General features: G+C 71.5%; 16 protein-coding genes. 11 read left to right on the forward strand and 5 right to left on the reverse strand.

Annotated features, from left to right (window positions below; genetic code table 11):
- Positions 1-9: 9 nt before the first annotated feature.
- Together ABTW64_RS06185 and manA are read right to left on the reverse strand one after the other, a co-directional pair.
- Entirely contained in the window at positions 10-333 is a 324-nt protein-coding gene (locus tag ABTW64_RS06185) for a WhiB family transcriptional regulator (protein ID WP_350620336.1), read from the reverse strand.
- Positions 334-508: 175 nt separating this feature from the next.
- Positions 509-1,678, reverse strand: coding sequence for a mannose-6-phosphate isomerase, class I (gene manA / locus ABTW64_RS06190; protein WP_350620338.1), 1,170 nt, complete (start codon positions 1,676-1,678; stop codon positions 509-511).
- Positions 1,679-1,722: 44 nt separating this feature from the next.
- On the opposite strand from manA, the gene ABTW64_RS06195 reads away from it, so the two are divergent.
- The 7 genes from ABTW64_RS06195 to ABTW64_RS06225 are packed head-to-tail and all read left to right on the forward strand — an operon-like array spanning position 1,723 to position 12,665.
- Positions 1,723-3,117 (forward strand): O-antigen ligase family protein, encoded by a 1,395-nt coding sequence (locus ABTW64_RS06195; protein ID WP_350620340.1) that lies wholly within the window; start codon positions 1,723-1,725, stop codon positions 3,115-3,117.
- Positions 3,114-4,448: an O-antigen ligase family protein gene (locus ABTW64_RS06200; protein ID WP_350620342.1), complete on the forward strand. Its 1,335-nt coding sequence runs from the start codon at positions 3,114-3,116 to the stop codon at positions 4,446-4,448. Before ABTW64_RS06195 ends, ABTW64_RS06200 begins: the two co-directional genes overlap by 4 nt.
- 44 nt (positions 4,449-4,492) lie before the next feature.
- Positions 4,493-6,397, forward strand: coding sequence for a glycosyltransferase (locus tag ABTW64_RS06205; RefSeq protein ID WP_350620344.1), 1,905 nt, complete (start codon positions 4,493-4,495; stop codon positions 6,395-6,397).
- A 2-nt stretch (positions 6,398-6,399) separates the two neighbouring features.
- Positions 6,400-7,434: a glycosyltransferase family 2 protein gene (locus tag ABTW64_RS06210; protein WP_350620523.1), complete on the forward strand. Its 1,035-nt coding sequence runs from the start codon at positions 6,400-6,402 to the stop codon at positions 7,432-7,434.
- The gene (locus ABTW64_RS06215; protein ID WP_350620346.1) at positions 7,431-8,429 is read left to right on the forward strand and encodes a rhamnan synthesis F family protein; all 999 of its coding nucleotides are present in this window, start codon (positions 7,431-7,433) and stop codon (positions 8,427-8,429) included. Before ABTW64_RS06210 ends, ABTW64_RS06215 begins: the two co-directional genes overlap by 4 nt.
- Complete coding sequence (locus ABTW64_RS06220; protein ID WP_350620349.1) at positions 8,413-11,520, forward strand: glycosyltransferase; 3,108 nt, start codon at positions 8,413-8,415, stop codon at positions 11,518-11,520. Before ABTW64_RS06215 ends, ABTW64_RS06220 begins: the two co-directional genes overlap by 17 nt.
- Entirely contained in the window at positions 11,517-12,665 is a 1,149-nt protein-coding gene (locus ABTW64_RS06225; protein WP_350620351.1) for an acyltransferase family protein, read from the forward strand. The genes ABTW64_RS06220 and ABTW64_RS06225 overlap by 4 nt, the downstream gene beginning before the upstream one ends.
- Before the next feature lie 39 nt (positions 12,666-12,704).
- On the opposite strand, the gene ABTW64_RS06230 is transcribed toward ABTW64_RS06225, so the two are convergent.
- The 3 genes from ABTW64_RS06230 to glf are packed head-to-tail and all read right to left on the reverse strand — an operon-like array spanning position 12,705 to position 17,003.
- Complete coding sequence (locus tag ABTW64_RS06230; RefSeq protein ID WP_350620353.1) at positions 12,705-13,742, reverse strand: acyltransferase family protein; 1,038 nt, start codon at positions 13,740-13,742, stop codon at positions 12,705-12,707.
- Positions 13,743-13,744: 2 nt separating this feature from the next.
- The gene (locus ABTW64_RS06235; protein WP_350620355.1) at positions 13,745-15,862 is read right to left on the reverse strand and encodes an acyltransferase family protein; all 2,118 of its coding nucleotides are present in this window, start codon (positions 15,860-15,862) and stop codon (positions 13,745-13,747) included.
- 4 nt (positions 15,863-15,866) lie between these two features.
- Positions 15,867-17,003, reverse strand: coding sequence for a UDP-galactopyranose mutase (gene glf / locus ABTW64_RS06240; RefSeq protein ID WP_350620357.1), 1,137 nt, complete (start codon positions 17,001-17,003; stop codon positions 15,867-15,869).
- Between the two features lie 211 nt (positions 17,004-17,214).
- On the opposite strand from glf, the gene ABTW64_RS06245 reads away from it, so the two are divergent.
- The 4 genes from ABTW64_RS06245 to ABTW64_RS06260 are packed head-to-tail and all read left to right on the forward strand — an operon-like array spanning position 17,215 to position 20,520.
- Entirely contained in the window at positions 17,215-17,715 is a 501-nt protein-coding gene (locus ABTW64_RS06245) for a GtrA family protein (protein ID WP_350620359.1), read from the forward strand.
- Entirely contained in the window at positions 17,712-18,560 is an 849-nt protein-coding gene (locus tag ABTW64_RS06250) for a glycosyltransferase family 2 protein (protein WP_350620361.1), read from the forward strand. Before ABTW64_RS06245 ends, ABTW64_RS06250 begins: the two co-directional genes overlap by 4 nt.
- The gene (locus tag ABTW64_RS06255; protein WP_350620363.1) at positions 18,557-19,597 is read left to right on the forward strand and encodes a glycosyltransferase; all 1,041 of its coding nucleotides are present in this window, start codon (positions 18,557-18,559) and stop codon (positions 19,595-19,597) included. The genes ABTW64_RS06250 and ABTW64_RS06255 overlap by 4 nt, the downstream gene beginning before the upstream one ends.
- Entirely contained in the window at positions 19,594-20,520 is a 927-nt protein-coding gene (locus ABTW64_RS06260; RefSeq protein WP_350620365.1) for an NAD-dependent epimerase/dehydratase family protein, read from the forward strand. The genes ABTW64_RS06255 and ABTW64_RS06260 overlap by 4 nt, the downstream gene beginning before the upstream one ends.
- The last annotated feature ends 18 nt before the right edge of the window (positions 20,521-20,538 follow it).

The following is a 20,538-nucleotide window of genomic DNA, read 5'->3' on the forward strand; positions in this document are numbered from 1 at the left end:
AGGACGGTCTCAGCCCGCGGCGCGCTTGAGCTTGCGGCGTTCGCGCTCGCTGAGCCCGCCCCAGATGCCGAAGCGCTCGTCGTTCTGCAGCGCGTACTCGAGGCACTGAGCCCGCACGTCGCACGAGGTGCAGATGCGCTTGGCGTCGCGCGTGGAGCCGCCCTTCTCGGGGAAGAAGGCCTCCGGGTCGGTCTGCGCGCACAGGGCGTCGCTCTGCCAGGCGAGCGCGCTGTCCTCGTCGCTCTGCGGGGTGCGGACGCCGGGGACGCCGAGGTTCACCGGGTCGACGAACCAGTTGTCCGGAACGCCGGAACGGTACTGCGATGAGGACATTTCGCTCTCCCACTCCTTCTCGGCCCCGGAGGGCGACGTCGTGGAAGTAATTACACCCGTGTCATTCGCAAAGATCAAGTCGCAGATCGTAAAGCCTCAACCGGCGCATGAACGTTCATTGACGCGCATCGGCGTGTCGCCCGCCTCCGGGAGGCCGCGCAGCGGCACCCCCACCTCAGCCGTGGTCGCCGCGCACGCAGCCCGGCTGCGCGACGAACGCCTCGCCGTCGCCCGAGATGCGCACCTCGGTCTCGTCGGGCGTCACGAACACGGCACGCCCGGGTGTGACCGCCAGCGTCCCGCTCTCCGTCTCGACCGACACGCTGCCCGCGGTCGCCAGCACGATGAGCGGGCCCGTCGGACGGATGACGGCGCCGGACCCCGCGGAGACGCGCGCACGCAGCAGCTGGAAGTCGGGCACGTCGGACGGAAACGCCTCGACGCCGCGCGTGCCGTTGTCGGCCGCCACCGGCAGCACCACGGGGACCGGCCCGGGAGTGGGATCCAGGATCGCGAGCAGCTCGTCCACGTCGATGCGCTTGGGCGTCAGGCCGCCGCGCAGCACGTTGTCGCTCGCCGCCATGAGCTCGACGCCCAGCCCGGACACGTAGGCGTGCAGCATGCCGGCGCGCAGGAACACGCTCTCGCCCCGGCGCAGCACGACGAAGTTCATCAGCAGCGCGACGACCACGCCCGGGTCGTGCGGGTACCACACCGCGATCCGGCGCGCGTTGGCGAGCTCCGCCGCGAACTCGGTCGAGCGGGCATCCGCCAGAGCCGCGATGATGGCGTCGACGACCGGCCTCGCGTCGCCCGACAGCAGCCAGCCGATCGCGGCGCGCAGACCGGCCTCATCCGCGAGGCGCTCGCGAAGCGGGTCGGCAGCCTGGCCCAGCGCCTCGAGAAGGCGCCGCGACTGGTCGAGGTCGCGCAGCCCGCACAGCGCCTCGAACCGGTCCGAGAGGGCCACGATCATCTCGGGCTTGTGGTTGTCGTCCGCGTACGCGCGCACGGCATCGGCAGGCAGCGACGCCTCCCGCGCGAAGCCCTCCTCGGCCTGCCGCTTCGACGGATGCACCTGGATCGAGAGCACCGACGCGGCCGCAAGCAGCTTGAGCAGGTACGGCAGGCGCCCCGCGACGCCGTGGGCGGCACCCTCCTCCGCGATCCAGCGGTCGAGCGTGCGTCCGCTGCCGTCCCCCACCTCGGAGGGGTCGGACGGGTGGTCGCCGAACCAGAGCTCGGCCTCCGGCTCCGCGGACGGCGGGCGGCCTTCCAGGGCGGCGATGAGCGAGCGGGATCCCCACGCGTAGCCGCGCGGAGCGTTGGTCAGCGGTACGAGCACGCACCCAGGGTATTCCGCGCCGCCGCTGTAGCCTGGAAGGCACCATGGCGCAGATCACGCGATACACGGTCCACACCCCTCCGGAGGCCCCGGTCAGGGAGGGCACGGCGCACCAGCTGCTTCGGGCGTATGCCGCATTCGTGATCTTCTCGGGCCTCGCCCACTCGACGTGGTGGAACCTGCTGGGGCAGGGCGGCGCGGCCGTCGTGCTGGCCCTCACGACCGCTGCCACCATCGCCATCTGGGTGCCGCTCATCCGCCGGGAGGGCATCCGCTGGCGTCGCCTGCCGTGGCTCGCGCTCGCCTACGTCGGCTGGGCGCTCGCGTCGGCCATGTGGTCCGGGTGGCCGGGCGCCACGCTGCTGACCTGGACGCTGCTGGCGGCCGGCACGCTGCAGGGCCTCTTCTTCGCGCACGTGCTGACCTGGCACGAGATCCTCCGAGCCCTGGATGTCGCGCTCAAGTGGGTGATGGGGCTCTCCCTCGCGATCGAGCTGTGGGTGGCGCTGATCCGCCGCGCTCCCCTGCTGCCCAACTTCGTCTCTCCGCCTGAGGGCTTCGACCCGCACTGGTACTGGGTGCGCGGGCAGCTGTTCGACGCGATCATCGGCGAGCGCATCCAGGGCGTCGTCGGCAACTCCAACTACCTCGGCATCCTGTGCGTGCTCGCGTTCGCGGTGTTCGCGATCCGGATGGCCACCCAGCCGCCTCACGCGGCCATGCAGACCGTGTGGCTCGCCCTGACGGCGGTGCTGTTCGTGCGGTCGGGCTCCGCCACGGCGCTCGGCGCGTTCTGCGCGGCGTTCCTCGTGCTGCTGGGGGTGCTCGTGATGCGGCGAGCGCGGACGCCCGGCGAGCGCACGCGCCGCTACCTGCTGTTCGCCGGCATCGGCGTGCTGGGAGCGGTCGTGGTGATCCAGCTGTGGGATCGCGTGCTGGGCATGCTGGGCCGCGACGACTCCCTGACCGGGCGCGACGAGATCTGGGCCGCCGTCTGGGAGCGTGCGGCGCAGCACCCGGTGCACGGCAACGGCTTCTCGAGCCCATGGGTTCCGTGGGAACCGGCGTTCGACGGCTGGATCGTCGACCACGGGCTCTCGGTCTTCCACGCGCACAACATGTGGCTGGACGTCTTCTTCCAGGTGGGCGCGGTCGGCCTCATCCTGATGTTCGGCGTCTACGCGGCGCTGGTCTGGCGTGCCTGGTTCTTCGCGGTCGACCGCCCGCGCTGGGACCTCGCGTCCGACCGTCCCTACTCGCCGGTGTCCATCCTGGCCCCCCTCACGGTCGCCATGCTCCTCGCCCAGGGGCTGACCGAGTCGGGCCCGATCATGCTGTGGGGCTGGACGCTGGCCGTGCTGCTGTCGTTCAAGATCAAGCTCGCGCCGATCGTCGGCGTGGGCGCGGATGCGCCGGCCCTGGGGAAGCGAGCGCGATGACGGCCGGGGGCGACGCCCCGCCGGGATCGCTCGTGCGGCTGCTGCAGTCGGCCGACTTCGCGCGCGCGTTCACGCTCACCGCCCTGGGCACCGGCTTCGCCGCGCTCCTGATCGGCCGGACCGCCGGGGACGTCACGCTCATCACGATCGTCGCGGCGCTGGACGCGATCGGCGTGGCCATCCTCATCGCCCGTCGCGACGAGCTCAGCCTGCTGCGCTTCGCCCCCACGAGCCTGCTGGCCTTCCTGCTGTGGACGCTCGCGAGCGTCGTGTGGTCGTTCGACGAGACATCCACGGTCTCCGGCTGGCTCGGGCTGCTCGGCTGGGGCTTGCTGGCGCTCGTCATCGCGCATGTGCGCGACACGATGCAGACGGTGCGGGCGCTGGGCGACGTGCTGCGGTGGATGCTCGGCCTCTCTCTCGCGGTCGAGATCCTGTCGGGCGTGCTGCTCGACATCCCGTTCCCGTTCCTGGGGGTGGCGGGAGACATCGCTCAGGGCGGCCCCGTGCAGGGGATCTTCGGCACCCGCAACATGCTCGGCTTCGTGGCGGTGATGGCGCTGATCACGTTCGCGATCGAGTGGCTCTCGCAGTCGATCTCGCTGCGGCTGTCGATCTTCTCCCTGACGCTCGCTGGTCTGCTCGCCGTGCTGTCGGCGTCTCCGACGGTGCTCGTGCTGGCCGTCGCGGTGTCGGTCGCCACGGTCGCGCTGGTCATCGTGCGGCGCGCGCAGCCCTCGCGCCGCCGAGCCACGCAGCTGACGATCGCCGGCATCGTGGCGGTCGCCCTCGGCGCCTGCTACCTGCTGCGGCACCGCATCATCGCCCTGCTCGACGCCGCGTCCGACTTCTCCACACGCGCCGACCTGTGGAACGAGATCCTCGACTGGGTGCGTCCGCGACCGGTGCAGGGCTGGGGATGGCACGGCGCCTGGCGCGAACGCGGGAGCACGGACGAGCCCTACCCGCTCAACGTCATCAACTTCACCCTCGACGACAACCATGCCTCGGCGTTGAACGCATACTTCGACGTGCTGATCCAGGTCGGCTGGGCGGGACTGCTGCTGTTCGGCGCACTCGGCGCCGTCGCCCTCGTGCGCTCGTGGCTCGTCGCCGGCCAGCGCCGCTCGGTCGTGCACGCCTGGACGCCGCTCATGCTGGTGGCGCTGCTCGTCGACTCGATGTTCGAGAGCTTCACGCTGTCGAGCCTGGGCTGGATGATGCTCGTCGTCTGCGCGGTGCGCGCGGGACAGTCGCGCTCGTGGCGCGAGCGCATCCGCGACATGGCCGACGGCGACGCGTCCCAGGATCCGTTTACCCGCCCGGGGTAGGCTCGTCTACGGTCCATCGCCGCCTGATCGTTCGGAGAATACCGGTGCCGCACGTCCTCCAGAACGTGGTCTTTCCCCTCGACCGCGACCCCGACCTGATCCCGCTCTACTTCGACGCGGACACCTGGTCGGTCATCGACGACGAGGCGGTCAGGGTCACGGAGCACGCGCGTCTCGGAGACATCCTGGACCGCGGATCCATGCGGGTGAAGTCGGGCCGACGGGTGTCGTTCGCGTCGTACTTCAACGCCTTCCCCGCCTCGTACTGGCAGCACTGGACCAGCGTGCGCAGCGTGCGCCTGACGGTGCGCACCGCGGGCTCGGGCACGGTGCTGGTGTACCGGTCGAACGGCTCCGGCGTCTCCCAGCGGGTCGACACCCGGGAGGTGTCGGGCTCGGCCGAGTCGACCTTCGACCTGCCCCTCACCCAGTTCAGCGACGGCGGGTGGATCTGGTTCGACCTGGTCGCCGACGAGTCGCCCATCACGCTCGAGAGCGGCACCTGGACCACCGAGCACGAGCCGGCGCGCTCCGGCAAGGCGTCGCTCGGGATCACGACCTTCAACAAGCCGTCCTACTGCGTAGACACGCTGGCCGCCCTCGGCCAGGCGCGCGAGCTGCTCGACCTGATCGACCGCGTGTTCCTCGTGGACCAGGGCACGCGCAAGGTGTCCGACGAGCCGGGCTTCGCGGAGGCCGCCGCGGCGCTCGGCGAGCAGCTCGCGGTCATCGAGCAGCCCAACCTCGGCGGCTCGGGCGGCTTCTCCCGCGCGATGCTGGAGACGCTCGACCGGCCCGAGAGCGACTTCGTCCAGCTCCTCGACGACGACGTGCGCATCGAGCCCGAGTCCATCCGCCGCTCGATCGTGTTCGGCCGCTACGCGACGACGCCGATGCTCGTGGGCGCGCACATGTTCGATCTGCTCGACCGGCCGCGCCTGCACGCCTGGGCCGAGGTCGTCGACGAGGCCCCGTTCATGTGGCGCAACCTGTTCCAGGAGCGGATGCCCCACGACTTCCGGCGAGCCAATCTGCGCCAGTCGCCCCTGCTCCACATGCGGATGGACGCCGACTACAACGGCTGGTGGATGTGTCTCATCCCCGTCGCTGCGCTGCGCGCTGTCGGCCTGTCCCTGCCCGCCTTCATCAAGTGGGACGACGCGGAGTTCTGCCTGCGTGCCCGCGAGGCGGGCTTCGCGACCGTCTCCCTGCCGGGCGTCGCGCTGTGGCACGTGTCGTGGGTCGGCAAGGACGACTCGATCGACTGGCAGGCGTACTTCCATGCCCGCAACCGCATCGTCGCCGGCCTGCTGCACTCGCGGGCTCCCCGCGGCGGCACGCTGATCCGTCACAGCCGCAGGGTCGACCTGAAGCACCTGATGATGATGCAGTACTACCCCGTCGAGCTGCGGCTGCGCGCGCTGCGCGACGTGCTGAGCGGTCCCGCGCACATGTGGCGCACGCTCCCCACGGCGATGCCGGAGGCGCGCGAGATCGCCGCGCGCTACCCGGAGACGGTGGTGCACACCGATCCCGAGACCGTGCTGCACTCGCGCCGCGGACGCCAGGTCTTCCCCCCGGGCGAGCCCACCGACATGCCGCGCGGCATGCGTCTTCGCCTGTTCACCGCCCGCACCCTGCTGAGCCACTTCCTGCGGGGCGCCGACGCCGAGGCGGCCGCCCGCCCGGAGGTCGAGTTCGGCAAGGGCGACGCCCTCTGGTGGCGCCTGCCGCACTTCGGCAGCGCTCTGGTCAGCGCGGCCGACGGCTCCGGCAAGAACATCTACATCCGAGATCGCAGCCGCTTCCGCAGCATGCTCGCCGAGTCGGTGCGGCTGCACCGCCGACTGCAGCGCGAATGGCCGCGCCTCGCCCGCCAGTACCGGGACGCCCTGCCCGATCTCGTCGCCGCCGAGAGCTGGCGCCGCATCCTGAAGGACGACAAGTGAGCATCACCCAGAATCGCGCCGCCGCGGCGCCCGCCCCCGCGCCCGACGCGGCCCTGCCCGAGAGCTTCGACCCCGCGTCCGCCGCGATCGTGGTCGTGACCTACAACCGCTCCCACCTGCTGCGCGGCCTGCTCGACTCGATCATCCGGATGGACCCGAAGCCCGGGCGCGTGGTGGTCGTCGACAACGCGTCGACGGACGACACCACCGACGTCGTCGAGTCGTACCGCACCCGTCTGGGCAGCGAGCTGGTGTACCGCCGCCTCGACGAGAACACGGGCGGCGCGGGAGGCTTCAGCGAGGGCATGCGCGTCGCCCATGAGCTGGGCTCCGAGTGGATCTGGCTCATGGACGACGACGTCGAGGTGCTGCCCGACGGCCTCGCCCGCATGGGCGTGTGGACGCCGCGCTTCCGCAGCATCCAGGGCCGCCGGTACGACTACGACGGCAGCGAGTTCTACTGGCAGTACCGGGTCTCGGTTCCCCTGGGCATCCCGATCCCCTTCGCCCCCGCGGGGTTCGACGCGAGCGGCTACCGCGAGATGAACTCGGGCTGCTTCGAGGGCATGTTCATCCACCGCGACGTGGTCGCGCAGATCGGGCTGCCCGATCCGCGCTTCTTCATCTACTGGGACGACACGATCTACGGATGGCTCGCCTCCCGCGTGACCGAGTCGGCGATCGTGAACGAGTTCGTGCTGCGCCGCACGCGCGAGATCAAGCAGTGGGACATGGGAGTGCGGCACTTCAACGCCTCGAGCGACATGTACCGCTATTACATCCTGCGAAATCGCGGCATCATGAAGCACTACTACGCCGCCCACGGCGCGTATCGTCCCGTGCGCTTCGCGATCGGGACCGCCGCGACGTTCGCGAAGGAGATCCTGCGGCTGCTGTTCGTCGAGCGACGGATCACGCGACAGGGCTGGACCAACCTGTGGCGCGGCGTGCACGATGGGCGCGCGATCGCCCGTGACCGCTCGTGGAAGCCGATGCCCGCCCTCACCGAGGAGGTCGCGCGGGAGGACGCTCGGTGAGGATCCTCGCGATCGTCGCGCACTGGGATCCCCGGGGCGCGGCGGCGCCGCACTTCCTGCGACAGCTCGACCAGCTGCGCGCCATCGCCGACGACGTGGTCGTCGCCTCGCCGAGTCCGCTCACCGAGGAGGCCGCGGCCGCGATCGGCGAGCGCGCGACGCTGCTGCGTCGGCAGAACTACGGGCACGACTTCGGCTCGTGGCGCGACGCGCTCGAGCAGTGCGACTGGGCGCAGGACTACGACGAGCTGCTGCTCACGAACGACTCGTACGCCGGCTACTTCCGCCCCATCGACCGCATCGTCGACGAGATGTCGGCACGCGCGTGCGAGGTGTGGGGCATCACGAAGTCGTGGCGGCACGGCGAGCACATCCAGAGCTACTTCCTGTACTTCACCGCGCCGGCCCTCCGCTCCCAAGCGTTCCGGCGGTTCTGGAGCGACGCCAAGCCCGCCGCCGATCGCACCGCGGCGATCCACGGCCAGGAGGTCGGGATCAGCCTCGCCATGCGCGACGCGGGCTTCGCGCTCGGAGCGTTCTTCGAACCCACACGGGCCGAGCGGCTGCGCGCCACGCGGCGCGGCGCGCACTGGCTGTGGCGCCGGCAGAACGCCTTCCCGGCGCACTTCGACTCGCTGACCGACAAGTACTTCCGCGGCCGCGACGCGTTCGACCCGGCCAAGGCCGACTACCTCAACTGGTCGACGGCGTTCGCGGACGCGACGCTCGACGACGGGCGGCTGCCCCTGATCAAGTTCGACACGTTCCGGTTCGATCCATACTGGCTCGGCGCCGGCGAGCTGCTCACCGCCCTCGAGCGGACCTATCCCGCTCACCTGGAGGGCGTGCGTGGGTACCTCGACGAGACGAACCGGTTCTACTCCGCCCGGCCTCTCGAGAACTTCGGCTTCGCGAAGCTGAACCCGCTCGAACGCCTGCTGTTCGGCTATTCGACGCGCGCACCGAGAGGACACCGACATGTCGCGGATGCGTGACGCCGCCCGCATCGCCCGCCGCCTCCCGGGCGTGCGCCGTGCCGTCGAGGCCGGCGACCCCCGGCGCCGAGCGCGCCGGCTGGCCGAGAGCGGCATCATCGACACCCGCCTCTACGCGGCGCAGCTGGGCCGCGACGAGATCACGGTCGAGGACGCCGCGACGCACTATGTGCGCTATGGGCACCATGCGGGCCTCACGCTCAACGCGCTGCTCGACCCGTTCGTGATCCAGCGACGCACCGGCGTCACCGGACGGCCGCCGCTGTACGACTATCTGAACGCGCGCGACTGGCACCACGAGGTGAGCGCGGTCTGGAGCGCCCCGGAGTACCTCGCCGCGCATCCCGAGGCCGCACAGCACCCCGCCGGCCCCGCGGGCCACCTGTGGCAGCGGATCCAGCACGACCCCGCCACGCCGCTGCGGGTGCGCCCCGGCGGAGAGCGCGAGCTGCCGTGGGCCGAGATCGGCCCCGTGCTGTCGGCGGCGACCGTCGACTGGGCGAAAGAGGTCGAGGACGAGCGCGCTCGCCACTCGCGGCGCGTGCTGCGGCACCCGCGATACCTGATCGATCCGCCTGCGCCCGCCACGCCGCCCGTCGTGAGCATCGTCATGCCCGTGTGGAACCGTGCGGCCAGCATGCGCCGTGCGGTCGAGTCGGTGCTCGCGCAGGACTGGCCGCACTGGGAGCTGCTCATCGTCGACGACGGTTCGTGGGATGACACCGCGGTGGTCGCGCAGGTGCTCGCCGCCCGCGATCCGCGCATCCGCTTCCTGCCACGCCCCCATGCGGGGGTGTGCGCCGCCCGCAACGCCGGCATCGACGCCGCGACGGGCGAGTACATCGCGTTCCTCGACAGCGACAACACGTGGGATCGCCACTACCTGCGCGACGTCGTCGGCACGATGGCCACGCAGGGCATCGAGACCGCGTACGCGACCATCGAGCTGATCCAGCACGTGGATCCGGACAACGGCGACCGCGAGTCGCCCGATGGCCTTGTGCGACGCTACCGGCACGGGGCGCCCAGCCTCCGCAGCCTGCTGCAGGGCAACTCGATCGACCTCAACGCGCTGGTCTCGCGCAGCGAGGCCGTGCGCGCGGTCGGCGGGTTCGACCCGTCTCTGCGCCGGGCGGTCGACTACGACCTCATCCTCAAGCTGGCCGAGCGCTCCGACATCGTGCACGTGCCCACGGTGGGCGTGGAATACGACAACCTCGAGACCGCGGACGACCGCATCTCGACCACCGAGCCGCTCGGATGGAACACGCTCGTGCGCCTGCGCCACCTCGGTGCCGCACAGGAGCAGCTGCGCCCCGGCACGACCATCCTGAGCATCGTGCAGGCGGGCGACGCGCACCTGCCCGAGAAGCTGCGCGAGCTCTCCGCCGCCGACGCGCAGACCGACGTGATGGTGGCGGCGGTCGGCGTCGAACCCGACGAGTGGCGTGCGATCTCCGCCGCGGCGCACGGGCGCGCCGGTGTCGAGGCCCGACTGTTCCACGCGAGCGAGCCCTACGCCTACGTGGTGGACGTGATGGCGCGCGCGGCGCGCCGGTCCACGCTGACGGTGGTCGATCCGCGCACCCGCTTCGCCCTGACCGCTCTCGAGCGCCTCGCCGCGGCGGCGGCCGACCTGACGTCGGCCTGCATCCCCGTGACCGCGGCTGCCGACGGCAGCGTCGAGAGCGCCGGCTCGCTATTCGTCACGCCGCGCCGCCTCCCCGGTCGCCTGTTCGCGGGCCAGCCGCTCGAAGACGTGCAGGCTCTGGGCCAGGTCCACGACATCCCGGCGATGTCAGGACGCACCTTCGCAGTGCCGACCCGCGCGTTCCATGAGGCCGGGGGGCTCGACCCGCTGCTCTACAACGGCTTCGAGCTCGAGGGGCTGAGCCTGCGTCTGGCGTCGCTGCCCGCGCCCGTCGAGGCTCGCGTGTGCACGGACATCGTGCTGCCGCAGCAGGCGCCGGTCCGTGCGTTCCGCCATGTCGACCGCCGGGGGAACCTCGCCGTGATGCGGGACCTGACCCGATCCGTGCCGGCGAGCGATGCGCAGCGCTGGTACGGCGCGGTGGATCAGCGGGTCGCGTCGTGGAGCATGTCGCCCGACGGCGAGCTCGCACCCGTCGTCGTGCGCAGCCGGCGTCAGGTGACGCTGGACGACGGCCGAGTGGTGCCGCGCCTGCGCTGGGCCATCCGCACGGCCGCCCCTGCGGGGCCGACCGGAGAGACGTGGGGCGACACGCACTTCGCCCGCGCGATCGCCGCTGCGCTGGCGACCCTCGGCCAGGAGGCGGTCGTCCTGGCGCGCGACGCCGTCGACCCCCGGCCCCGCGGCCTGGACGACGTGCACCTCGTGCTGCGCGGGCTCGACCGCATCGCCCCCGATCCGGGCGCTCTCAGCATCCTGTGGGTGATCAGCCACCCGGACATGGTCACGCGCGGCGAGGCCGCGGCGTTCGATCGGGTCTTCGCCGCCTCCATCTCCTGGGCCGAGAAGATGACCGCGCGCTGGGACCTGCCGATCGCGCCGCTGCTGCAGTGCACCGATCCCGCGCGCTTCGCCCCGCGCGGCGTGCCCCGCAGCGGCGAAGTGCTGTTCGTCGGCAATAGCCGCGGGGTGCCACGGCCGACCGTCATGGAGGCGGTCAAGGCGGGCGTCGACCTCGCGCTGTACGGCGGCGAGTGGGAGCGGTTCGTGCCCCGCGACCGGATCACGGCGCAGAGCGTCGACAACGCCGCGCTGGGCGCGCTCTACGAACGCGCGTCCCTCGTGCTGAACGACCACTGGGGCGACATGAAGCGCGAGGGCTTCGTCGCGAACCGCCTGTTCGACGTGGTGGCGGCGGGCGGACGCGCGCTGAGCGACGACGTCGAGGGGATCTCCGAGCTGTTCGGCGGCGCCGTGCGGACGTTCTCGAGTGTGTCGGAGATCGTGCCGCTGCTGCGCGGCGACCACGACGCCCTGTTCGCCGACGAGGCCGAGAGGGCGCGCGTCGCCGAGCGCGTGCGCACCGAGCACACCTTCATCGCCCGCGCACGGGTGCTGCTCGACGCCGCGCTCGCTCAGCTGGACGGAGCCTGCCCGTGACATCCATCTCCCCCGTGCCGCCCACCCCGCCGACCCCGGCGAGCCGGCGTCTGCACGCGCTCGACGGCCTGCGTGGCCTCGCCGCGTTCGCCGTGCTGCTGCACCACACCGCCCTCACGGTCCCCACCTTCGCCGCGGCGTACTTCGGCGCCACGAGCGACGCCACCTGGGAGCCGGGCACCCTCGCCTGGTGGGCCGCGCACACCCCGCTCCACTCGCTGTGGGACGGCGAGGCCGCCGTGATGATCTTCTTCGTGCTCAGCGGTTTCGTGCTCACTCTGCCCGTGCTGCACTCGCGGTCGTTCCGCTGGGACGCCTACCTGCCGCAGCGGTTCACGCGCCTGTACCTGCCCGTCTGGGCAGCGCTGGCGTTCGCGATCCTGATGATCCTGATCACGCCGCGGGGCACCAACGACGACACGGAGTGGCTGCGCCGTCGACCGGACCATGTCACGCTCGAGTGGGTGCTCCAGGGGCTGGTGCAGATCGGGGGCGGGTCCGAGATCCTGAGCCCGCTGTGGACGATCCGCTGGGAGATCCTGTTCTCGCTGCTGCTCGGGCTCTTCGTGTGGGCCGCGCTGCGGACGAACCCCGCCGTGATGCTCGTTGCATCGCTCGTGCTCATCGGGATGGGGGAGGTCACGGACGTCAAGCCGCTGAAGTACCTCCCGATGTTCCTGATCGGCGTCGTGCTGGCGGTGCACCGCGACGCGTTCTCGACGCGGCTCGGCGCGGTCTCGCGGCGCGGCTGGATCACCGCCCTCGCGATCACGCCCGTGCTGGTGGCATCGCCCTGGATGCTGCCGCCCATCGTGCCCGAGGCGGTGCGCGAGTCGGCCATCGTGCTGCAGGTGGCCGGTGCCGTGCTCATCGTCGCCGCGTGCGCGTTCGGCTTCCCCGATTCACGGTTCCTCGGATCGCGCGCCGTGCAGTGGCTCGGGCGGGTCTCGTTCAGCCTCTACCTGGTGCACGAGACGATCGTGATCACCTGCGCCGACCTGCTCGGTCCCGACCGCCACGTGCTGATGGCGCTGATCGTCATCCCGGTCTCGCTGCTGGTCGCGCAGCTGTTCTTCGTCGCGATCGAGCGCCCGTGCCACCGGCTCGCCCGTCGCGTGCACGCCGGGTTCGCCGACGCGCGCTGAGCGCCGGCACCGCCCGGGGCCGGCACCGCCCCGGTCCCCTCAGCGGCGGAACAGCCAGTCGACGCGAGGCTCGACAAGCCAGCGCGTGGCCCACCGCACGGGGCGCGAGGTGAGCGCGAAGGTCAGGGCGACGCACAGCGCGCAGATCACCGGCAGCCAGATCCAGATCGGGTCCTCGGGGTACACGATGACGCCCTCGGCCTCGAGCAGCCGGATCGGGTAGACCACCACGATGTGCAGCAGGTACGCGTACATCGTGTACTCGCCGAGCCTCGTCCACGCCACCTCGCGGGTGGGCAGCAGGGCGAAGAAGCAGGCGGCCAGCAGCACCGCTGCGGCGATCACGCCCAGCCGCACGAGCGCCCCCCACCACGCCTCGTGGGCCATGGTGTTGTTGTATGAGTTGAACCAGATCCACTGGTTGAAGTGATGGGCATTCAGCCAGTCGAGCTGCCACCACAGCAGCACTCCGGTGCCGAGCAGGATGGCGCCGGCCGCACCCCGCACCCATGCGGGGCGCCGCACGTCCAGCGAGAAGCGCTGCACGTAGCCGCGCTCCTTGAGCCACCATCCCAGGATGAAGAAGGGCAGGAAGCCCAGGGTGCGCCGCAGCGCGAAGGTCGTGTTCACGTCGGGCAGGAACCCGACGCCGAGCGAGATGAGCACGGCGAACACCAGCGGGAACCGCAGCATGGCCAGATAGGGCAGCACGATGCGCCAGATCGCCAGCGCGATCAGGAACCACGTCGCCCAGGTGGAGGCGGTGAGCTTGGTGAGCGGCGCATCGGTGAGCAGCACCGTCAGCACGCGCGCGATGGCCTCGAAGATCACGTAGGGAACGACGAGATCGGTGAACACCCGGATGCGGTGCCGCCCCGTCTGCTCCGCGCGCGAGAAGTAGCCCGACACGAGGGCGAACGCCGGCATGTGGAAGGCGTTGACCAGGTAGTAGAAGGCCTCCGCGATGTCCGAACCGGCCTTGAGCGGGACGATCGCGTGGCCCACGATCACGAGCGCGATGGCGGCGAACTTGGCGTTGTCCCAGAACGGGATGCGGGTGGTGGCGGGCGACGACACTGCTACGGGTTCCTTTCAGACTCGACGTCGGCGAGCAGCCGGGCGAGCTCGCGGTCGAGGTACGGCGTGAGGGTGCGCGCGAACGTGGCGGTCAGGTGGCTGCCGTCGCGCACGAGGATGGCGCCGCCGACCACGAGGGGGCATGCGTCGGCGGTGCACATCAGGTGGGTCAGGTCGATGAGGTGGGCGTGCGGATCGCGCGAGACCGCCTCGGCGAGCCCGTCGGGTCGCAGTGCCTCGGCCCGGGGCAGGGCACACTCCCCTGCCGCCACGCGCTCGGCGTGCTGCAGACACGACATCCGCTCCAGCGGGAAGACGGGATTGTCGCGGATCGCGATGACGGGTGTCGCGGGATCCGTCCGCGTGGCCCATGCCGAGACGAGCCCCTCGACGGCGTGATCGTCCTCCGAGATGCCCGCCGGCGGCGTGTACCGCGCGCGGCTGGAATGGGTCACGAGGATCGCGTCGTAGTCGTGCGCGGCGACATGCGCGTCGAGCGCATCGTTCCAGCGCGCGCACGCGGCGACGTCGGCGGGTTCGTTCTGACGCCGCTCGGCGTGCGTCCAGTGACAGCCGGCGCGCCCGGCGGCCTCGATGCGCCATCCGCGCTCGTGCGCGATGCGCTCGTAGACGCCCAGCAGCGTGTTGCTGTGCGAGTCGCCCACGGCCAGGATCCGCAGGGTCGCGTCGTCGGGACCGAGCGGGCAGATCCTCAGCTCGCTCTCGCCCAGCCCGGTCCAGCACTCGGGCCTGTTGTCGTCATCCGCGGTGAGCTCGTCGAGGGCCGGGATGGGCGCGTGACCGGCCGCGAGCTCGGCTGCGACGGCATCGGCGCACTCGGGACGCTCGGGATCGAGCGCCGCCGCTCCCTGGCACGAGCCGGCGGCGACGCTCGGGCGCGACGCATCGGAGGCGGTCATGCCCACCACGAGCGCCGGCACCAGCAGCGTCGCCGTCAGCACCGCAGGCGCGCGGCGCAGCGGCCGACCGCCGCGCAGCCACGCCCCGACCGGGCGCTCGACGAGACGCTGCGTCGCGACCGCGAGCACGCCCGAGGCGACGAGCACGACCGCGGCGCCCAGAGCGTCGGCGACGGTCTGACCGCTCAGCGCGAGGAACAGGATGAGCACGGGCCAGTGCCACAGGTACAGCGCATACGAATGCCTGTTGAGCGCCCCGAGAGGCCGGGAGCGCAGCAGCCGCCGCACGATGCTCGGCGCGGGCGAGGCCGCGGCACCCCCCGCAACCGGGCCCGGGGCGCATGCCAGCACGATGAGCGCCGCGCCGGCCACGGGCAGCAGCGCCGCCGGCCCGGGATACGCGGCGGCGCCGTCGATGACGAAGCCGCTGCCGAGCACCGCGACGATCCCCGCCCCGGCGGCGAGCGATGCCCACGGTCCGGACACGCGGATGCCGCGCAGGATCGCGCCGGCGACCAGCACCCCGGCGCCGAGCTCCCACGCGCGGGCGAGAGTGTCGAAGTACGCCGCCTGCGGATGGGTGTGGTTCTGCGCGGCGGCGTAGCCGAACGAGGCGACCGTCGCGACCACCGCGAGCGTCCACAGCACCCCTCCGGGACGGCGCAGCACCCGGCGTGCACCGTAGGCGATGGCGACCAGCAGCGGGGCGGCCAGGAGGAACTGCCCCTGGATGGACAGCGACCAGAAGTGCTGCACGGGGCTCGTCAGCGGGCCCGCGGCCCCGTAGGCGAGCTGCGAGCGGATCAGCTGCCAGTTCTCCAGGTAGAGGGCGGCCGATGCGGCCTCCACGAGGGTCTGCGCGCGGGTCCAGGGCGGCAGCACCGTCACAGCCATGGCCACGATCGCCAGCAGCACGATCGCGGCGGGCGGTGCCAGGCGCCCGAAGCCGCGCGTCCATCGCTCCAGCACCCGCCCCTGAGTGCCGCGTCGCACATCGCCCGCCAGAGACAGCGTGAGCACGACGCCCGTGACGAACAGGAAGACGTCGACTCCGCCCGAGACCCGCCCCTGTCCGAACAGGTGGAACAGCACGACGAGGGTGAGCGCGATCCCGCGCAGCCCGTCGATCTCGGCGATGCGCAGGCTCCGCGTCGCGGGAAGGCCGCGCGCCGCGCCGGTCCGGAGGTCCTGCGACGTCACCGTCTCAGCTGAGCTGGTTGTTCCACATCGACAGTGCCGACCCGATGGCCATATGCATGTCGAGGTACTGGTACGTGCCCAGGCGCCCGCCGAAGAACACGTCCTTCTCGCCCTTCTGCAGCTCGCGGTAGGCCAGCAGCCCCGCGCGGTCGTCCGTGGAGTTGACCGGGTAGTACGGCTCGTCGTCGCGCGTGGCGAAGCGCGAGAACTCGCGCATGATGACGGTCTTGTCGGTCGGGTAGACGTCCTTGCGCTCCGGGTGGAAGTGCTTGAACTCGTGGATGCGCGTGTACGGCACGTCGGCATCCGGGTAGTTCATGACGGAGGTGCCCTGGAAGTCGCCGACCTCCAGCACCTCCTCCTCGAAGTCCAGCGTGCGCCAGGCGAGCTCGCCCTCGGCGTAGTCGAAGTAGCGGTCGACGGGTCCGGTGTAGACGATCGGCACCTGGCCGACGAGCGCCTTCTTGTTGAGGGGCTGCGACTCGTCGAAGAAGTCGACCTCGAGCTTGACCTCGATGTTGGGGTGGTCGGCCATCCGCTCGATCCACGCGGTGTACCCGTCGGTAGGCAGCCCTTCCCACGTGTCGTTGAAGTAGCGGTTGTCGTAGTTGTAGCGCACGGGCAGGCGGCTGATGATGTCGCCCGACAGCTTCTCGGGCGAGGTCTGCCACTGCTTGGCCGTGTAGTGCGCGAAGAACGCCTCGAACAGCGGGCGGCCGACGAGGGCGATGCCCTTCTCCTCGAAGTTGGCCGCGGTCTTCACGTCGAATTCGCCGGCCTGCTCGCGCACCAGCGCGCGGGCCTCGTCGGGCGTGTAGGCGGCGCCGAAGAACTGGTTGATCGTGTGCAGGTTGACCGGCAGCGCGTAGACCTGGCCCTTGTGCGTCGAGTACACGCGGTGCACGTAGTTCGTGAAGGTCGTGAACCTGTTGACGTACTCCCACACGGTCGCGTTGGAGGTGTGGAAGAGGTGGGCGCCGTAGCGGTGCACCTCGATCCCGGTGGTCGGCTCGTTCTCGCTGTACGCGTTGCCGCCGATGTGGTGACGGCGGTCGATGACGGTGACCTTGCGTCCCGCGTCGGCCGCGCGCTCGGCGATGGTGAGGCCGAAGAAGCCCGATCCGACCACAAGCAGGTCCATGGCGCGATCTCTCTCTGTCGAAGCGTCGTGGGCCCGCGAGCGAGCCTCCAGGCGCGAGAGCCGCGCCGACGTCCGATCCTAGCCGCCGCCGTCTGAGCGCCCGCGGAGCGCCACATGGGCACAGATCCCCTGGCATCGATCGGCATGGCGTCTCGACGTTCAGCCTCTCTCGAGCCTGCCCTCCCAGCGTGGCCCCTGTAGCGTTGAGGGGATGAGCGTGCCCGACGAGACGACCGCTGAGGGCGGTGATGCGGCGGCGGCGGCGATCGGTGGCACGAGCGCTCCCGACGGCCCGCTGCTGCGGCTGATCAAGGATCGCCGCGTCGCGTTCCTCATCGTGGGCGCCGTGAACACCGGGGTCGGCTTCGTCTGGTTCATCCTGTTCTCGCTGCTGTCGCGGCTGTGGTGGCCGGATGCCGACTGGACGGTGTTCGCCGTCATCGTGTGCGCGCAGATCACCAGCACGATCAGCGCCTTCGTGTTCTATCGCAAGCTGGTGTTCCGCGTGAAGGGTCATCTCTGGCTCGACTTCGCGCGCTTCCAGCTGGTGTACCTGGGGGCCTTCCTGCTCAACCTCGTCGTGGTGCCGCCCCTGAAGATCTGGCTGGGCTGGCATGAGATCGTGGCGCAGCTGCTGTTCACGATCGTGATCGCCGTGATCAGCTGGTTCGGCCACAGCCGCTTCTCGTTCCGGCGGAAGGAGAGCTCGTGACCGACGCTCGCCAGCCGGCCACGGCCCGCATCAGCGTCGTCGTGCCGGCGTACAACAACGGGCGCACGCTGCGCGAGACGCTGCGCTCGATCCTGGACCAGGAGGTCGACGGGCTCGAGCTGATCGTCGCAGACCACTCGTCGGCCGACGACACAGCCGCCGTGATGGCCGACTTCGCGGCCGACCCTCGCGTCACGCTGCTGACCACCGAGGCGGGCGGGGGCGCCGGCCGCAACTGGAACCGCGTCACGGAAGCCGCCACGGGGCGGTACCTCAAGCTCGTGTGCGGCGACGACGTGCTGCGCCCGGGCGTGCTGGCCCGGCAGGCCGCTCTGCTCGACGCGACGGGAGCAGTGCTCACCGCCTGCCGCCGCGATGTCGTCGATGCCGACGGCCGGGTGCTGATGGCCGGCTGGGGCCTGCGGGGCCTTCGCCGCCCGATGCCCGGCCGTGACGCCGTCCGCCGCGCCGTTCGCGCGGGCTCCAACCTGTTCGGCGAGCCCGCGTCGGTCATGATGCGACGCGACCTGCTCGTGAGCGAGGGAGGCTGGTTCGACCGCTTCCCCTACCTGATCGATCAGGCCACCTACAGCCGGGTGCTGATGCACGGCGACTTCGCGCCCGACGCCGAGGTCGGCGCGACGTTCCGGATGAGCGACACCCAGTGGAGCGTGGCGCTCGTCTCGGAGCAGGCGGGACAGGCGCACGCATTCCACGCCTGGCTGCGCGAGACCCATCCCGAGGCGCTGTCGGAGCTCGATCGCCGGTACGGCGACGTGCGGGCCTCGCTCATGGCCCGCGCCCGGCGCCTCTCGTATCGTGTGCTGAAGAGGAGGATGGGATGAGCCAGGTGGAGCCCGGCGGAGGCCCCGAGCCCTACGTGCACCGCATCAGTGTCGTCATCCCCGTCTACCAGGGCGAGAAGACGCTGCACGGCGTGATCGACGAGCTGCGCCCCCTGACCGCGCCCTTCGCGACGCCCGACGGCCATCTCGCCCGCGTGGACGAGGTGGTGCTGGCCTACGACCGCGGCCCCGACGCATCGGATCGCGTCATCCGCGAGCTGGCGGAGGAGAACGCGTGGATCTCGCCGGTGTGGCTGAGCCGCAACTTCGGCCAGCACGCCGCGACCCTCGCCGGGATGGCGAGCTCGGGCGGCGAGTGGATCGTCACGATCGACGAGGACGGGCAGCACGATCCCGCCCAGATCGGCGTGATGCTCGATGCCGCTCTCACGCAGCGAGCCGACCTCGTCTACGCCGCTCCCCTGAACGCGCCCCCGCACGGCTTTGTGCGCAACGTGGCGTCGAAGGCCTCGAAGCGCGTGCTCGAGACGATCTTCGGCGGCGGTGAGGCGTCGCGCTTCCACAGCTTCCGCCTGGTGCTGGGCGAGATCGGGCGCAGCGTCGCCGCCTACGCCGGCACGGGCGTCTACCTCGACGTGGCGCTCAGCTGGGTCGCCGCGCGCACCGTGACCGCGCCGATCACGCTGCGCGAGGAGGGCGACCGTCGGTCGGGCTATTCGTTCCGCCGCCTGTTCGGGCACTTCTGGCGGATGGTGCTCACCTCGGGCACGCGCGGCCTGCGCCTGGTGACCGCGACCGGTGGCGTCGTGTTCGCCGGCGGCGTCGTGTTCGCGCTGTACCTGGCCATCGCCCGGCTGGTCAGCGGCGATGCCATCGAGCCGGGCTGGACCTCGCTCATGGTGGTGCTGCTGCTCGGCATCGGCACCGTGCTCGTCGCGCTGGGCATCATCGCCGAGTACCTCGGCGTGGCGGTGAACATGGCGCTCGGCAAGCCCAGCTATCTCATCGTGCGCGACCCGGCACTGGGCCCGCTCGGGCGCGTTCCCGCGTCGCCGCCGCATCCCCCGCGGCGATGAGCGCGCCGCGCCGCTGGATCATCGGCCGAGGCCTGCTCGGTCGCGCGCTCGAGCGGGCGTCGTCCGCGCCGATCCACGCCGTCTCGGTGCCGTGGGGCGATGCCGCCGCGACCCTCGACGCGCTGCGCGAGGGGCTGCGCGTCTTCGTCGCGTCCGGCGGTGACGGGGCCCTCGAGATCCACTGGTGCGCGGGCCGCGCCGTCACCTCCACGCCGCGCGAGACGGTGTTCGCCGAGGTCGATGTGTTCCGCGGCTTCCTCGCTGCGGTGGCGGAGCTTCCCGACCACGTGCGGGGGCGGCTCACGATGACCCTCGCCTCGTCGGTGGGCGGCGCGTACGCCGGTTCGGATGCCGCCCCCTTCAGCGAGAGCACCCCGGCCGCGCCGGCGTCGGCGTACGGCGAGGGCAAGCTCGCCATGGAGGCCGCGCTGGCCGAGTGCGCGGCGCGCGCCGGCTTCCGCGCCTTCATCGCGCGGCTCACGAATCTGTACGGCCCCGGACAGGACCTCACCAAGGCACAGGGGCTGATCTCGGTGCTGACGCGCGCGCAGCTGACGGGCCGGCCGGCGTCGGTGTACGTGCCGCTCGACACCCTGCGCGACTACATCTATGAGGACGACGCCGCCGCCTTGGTCTCCGCGGGCGCGGCGCGCGCGGCGCAGACCCCGCGCGGCACCTGCACGCTGAAGATCGTCGGCAGCGGACGCGCCGTCTCGATCGGCGCGCTGATCAGCGCCCTGCAGCGCCAGCGCCGACGGCAGAGCGCGATCATGCTCGGCGGCGGCGACAGCCGCGGGCAGGCGCTCGACCTGCGCGTGCGCTCGCGGGTGTGGACCGACCTGGACGCACTCGCGCGCACGTCGCTGCCCGAGGGCCTGCACCGCGTGTACTCCGCTCAGCTGCGCGCCGTCGCCCAGCTCTGAGCCGGCGCCCGCGCGAGT

Origin of the sequence: Microbacterium sp. NPDC096154, from assembly GCF_040302945.1 — a bacterium.
GTDB lineage: Bacteria > Actinomycetota > Actinomycetes > Actinomycetales > Microbacteriaceae > Microbacterium.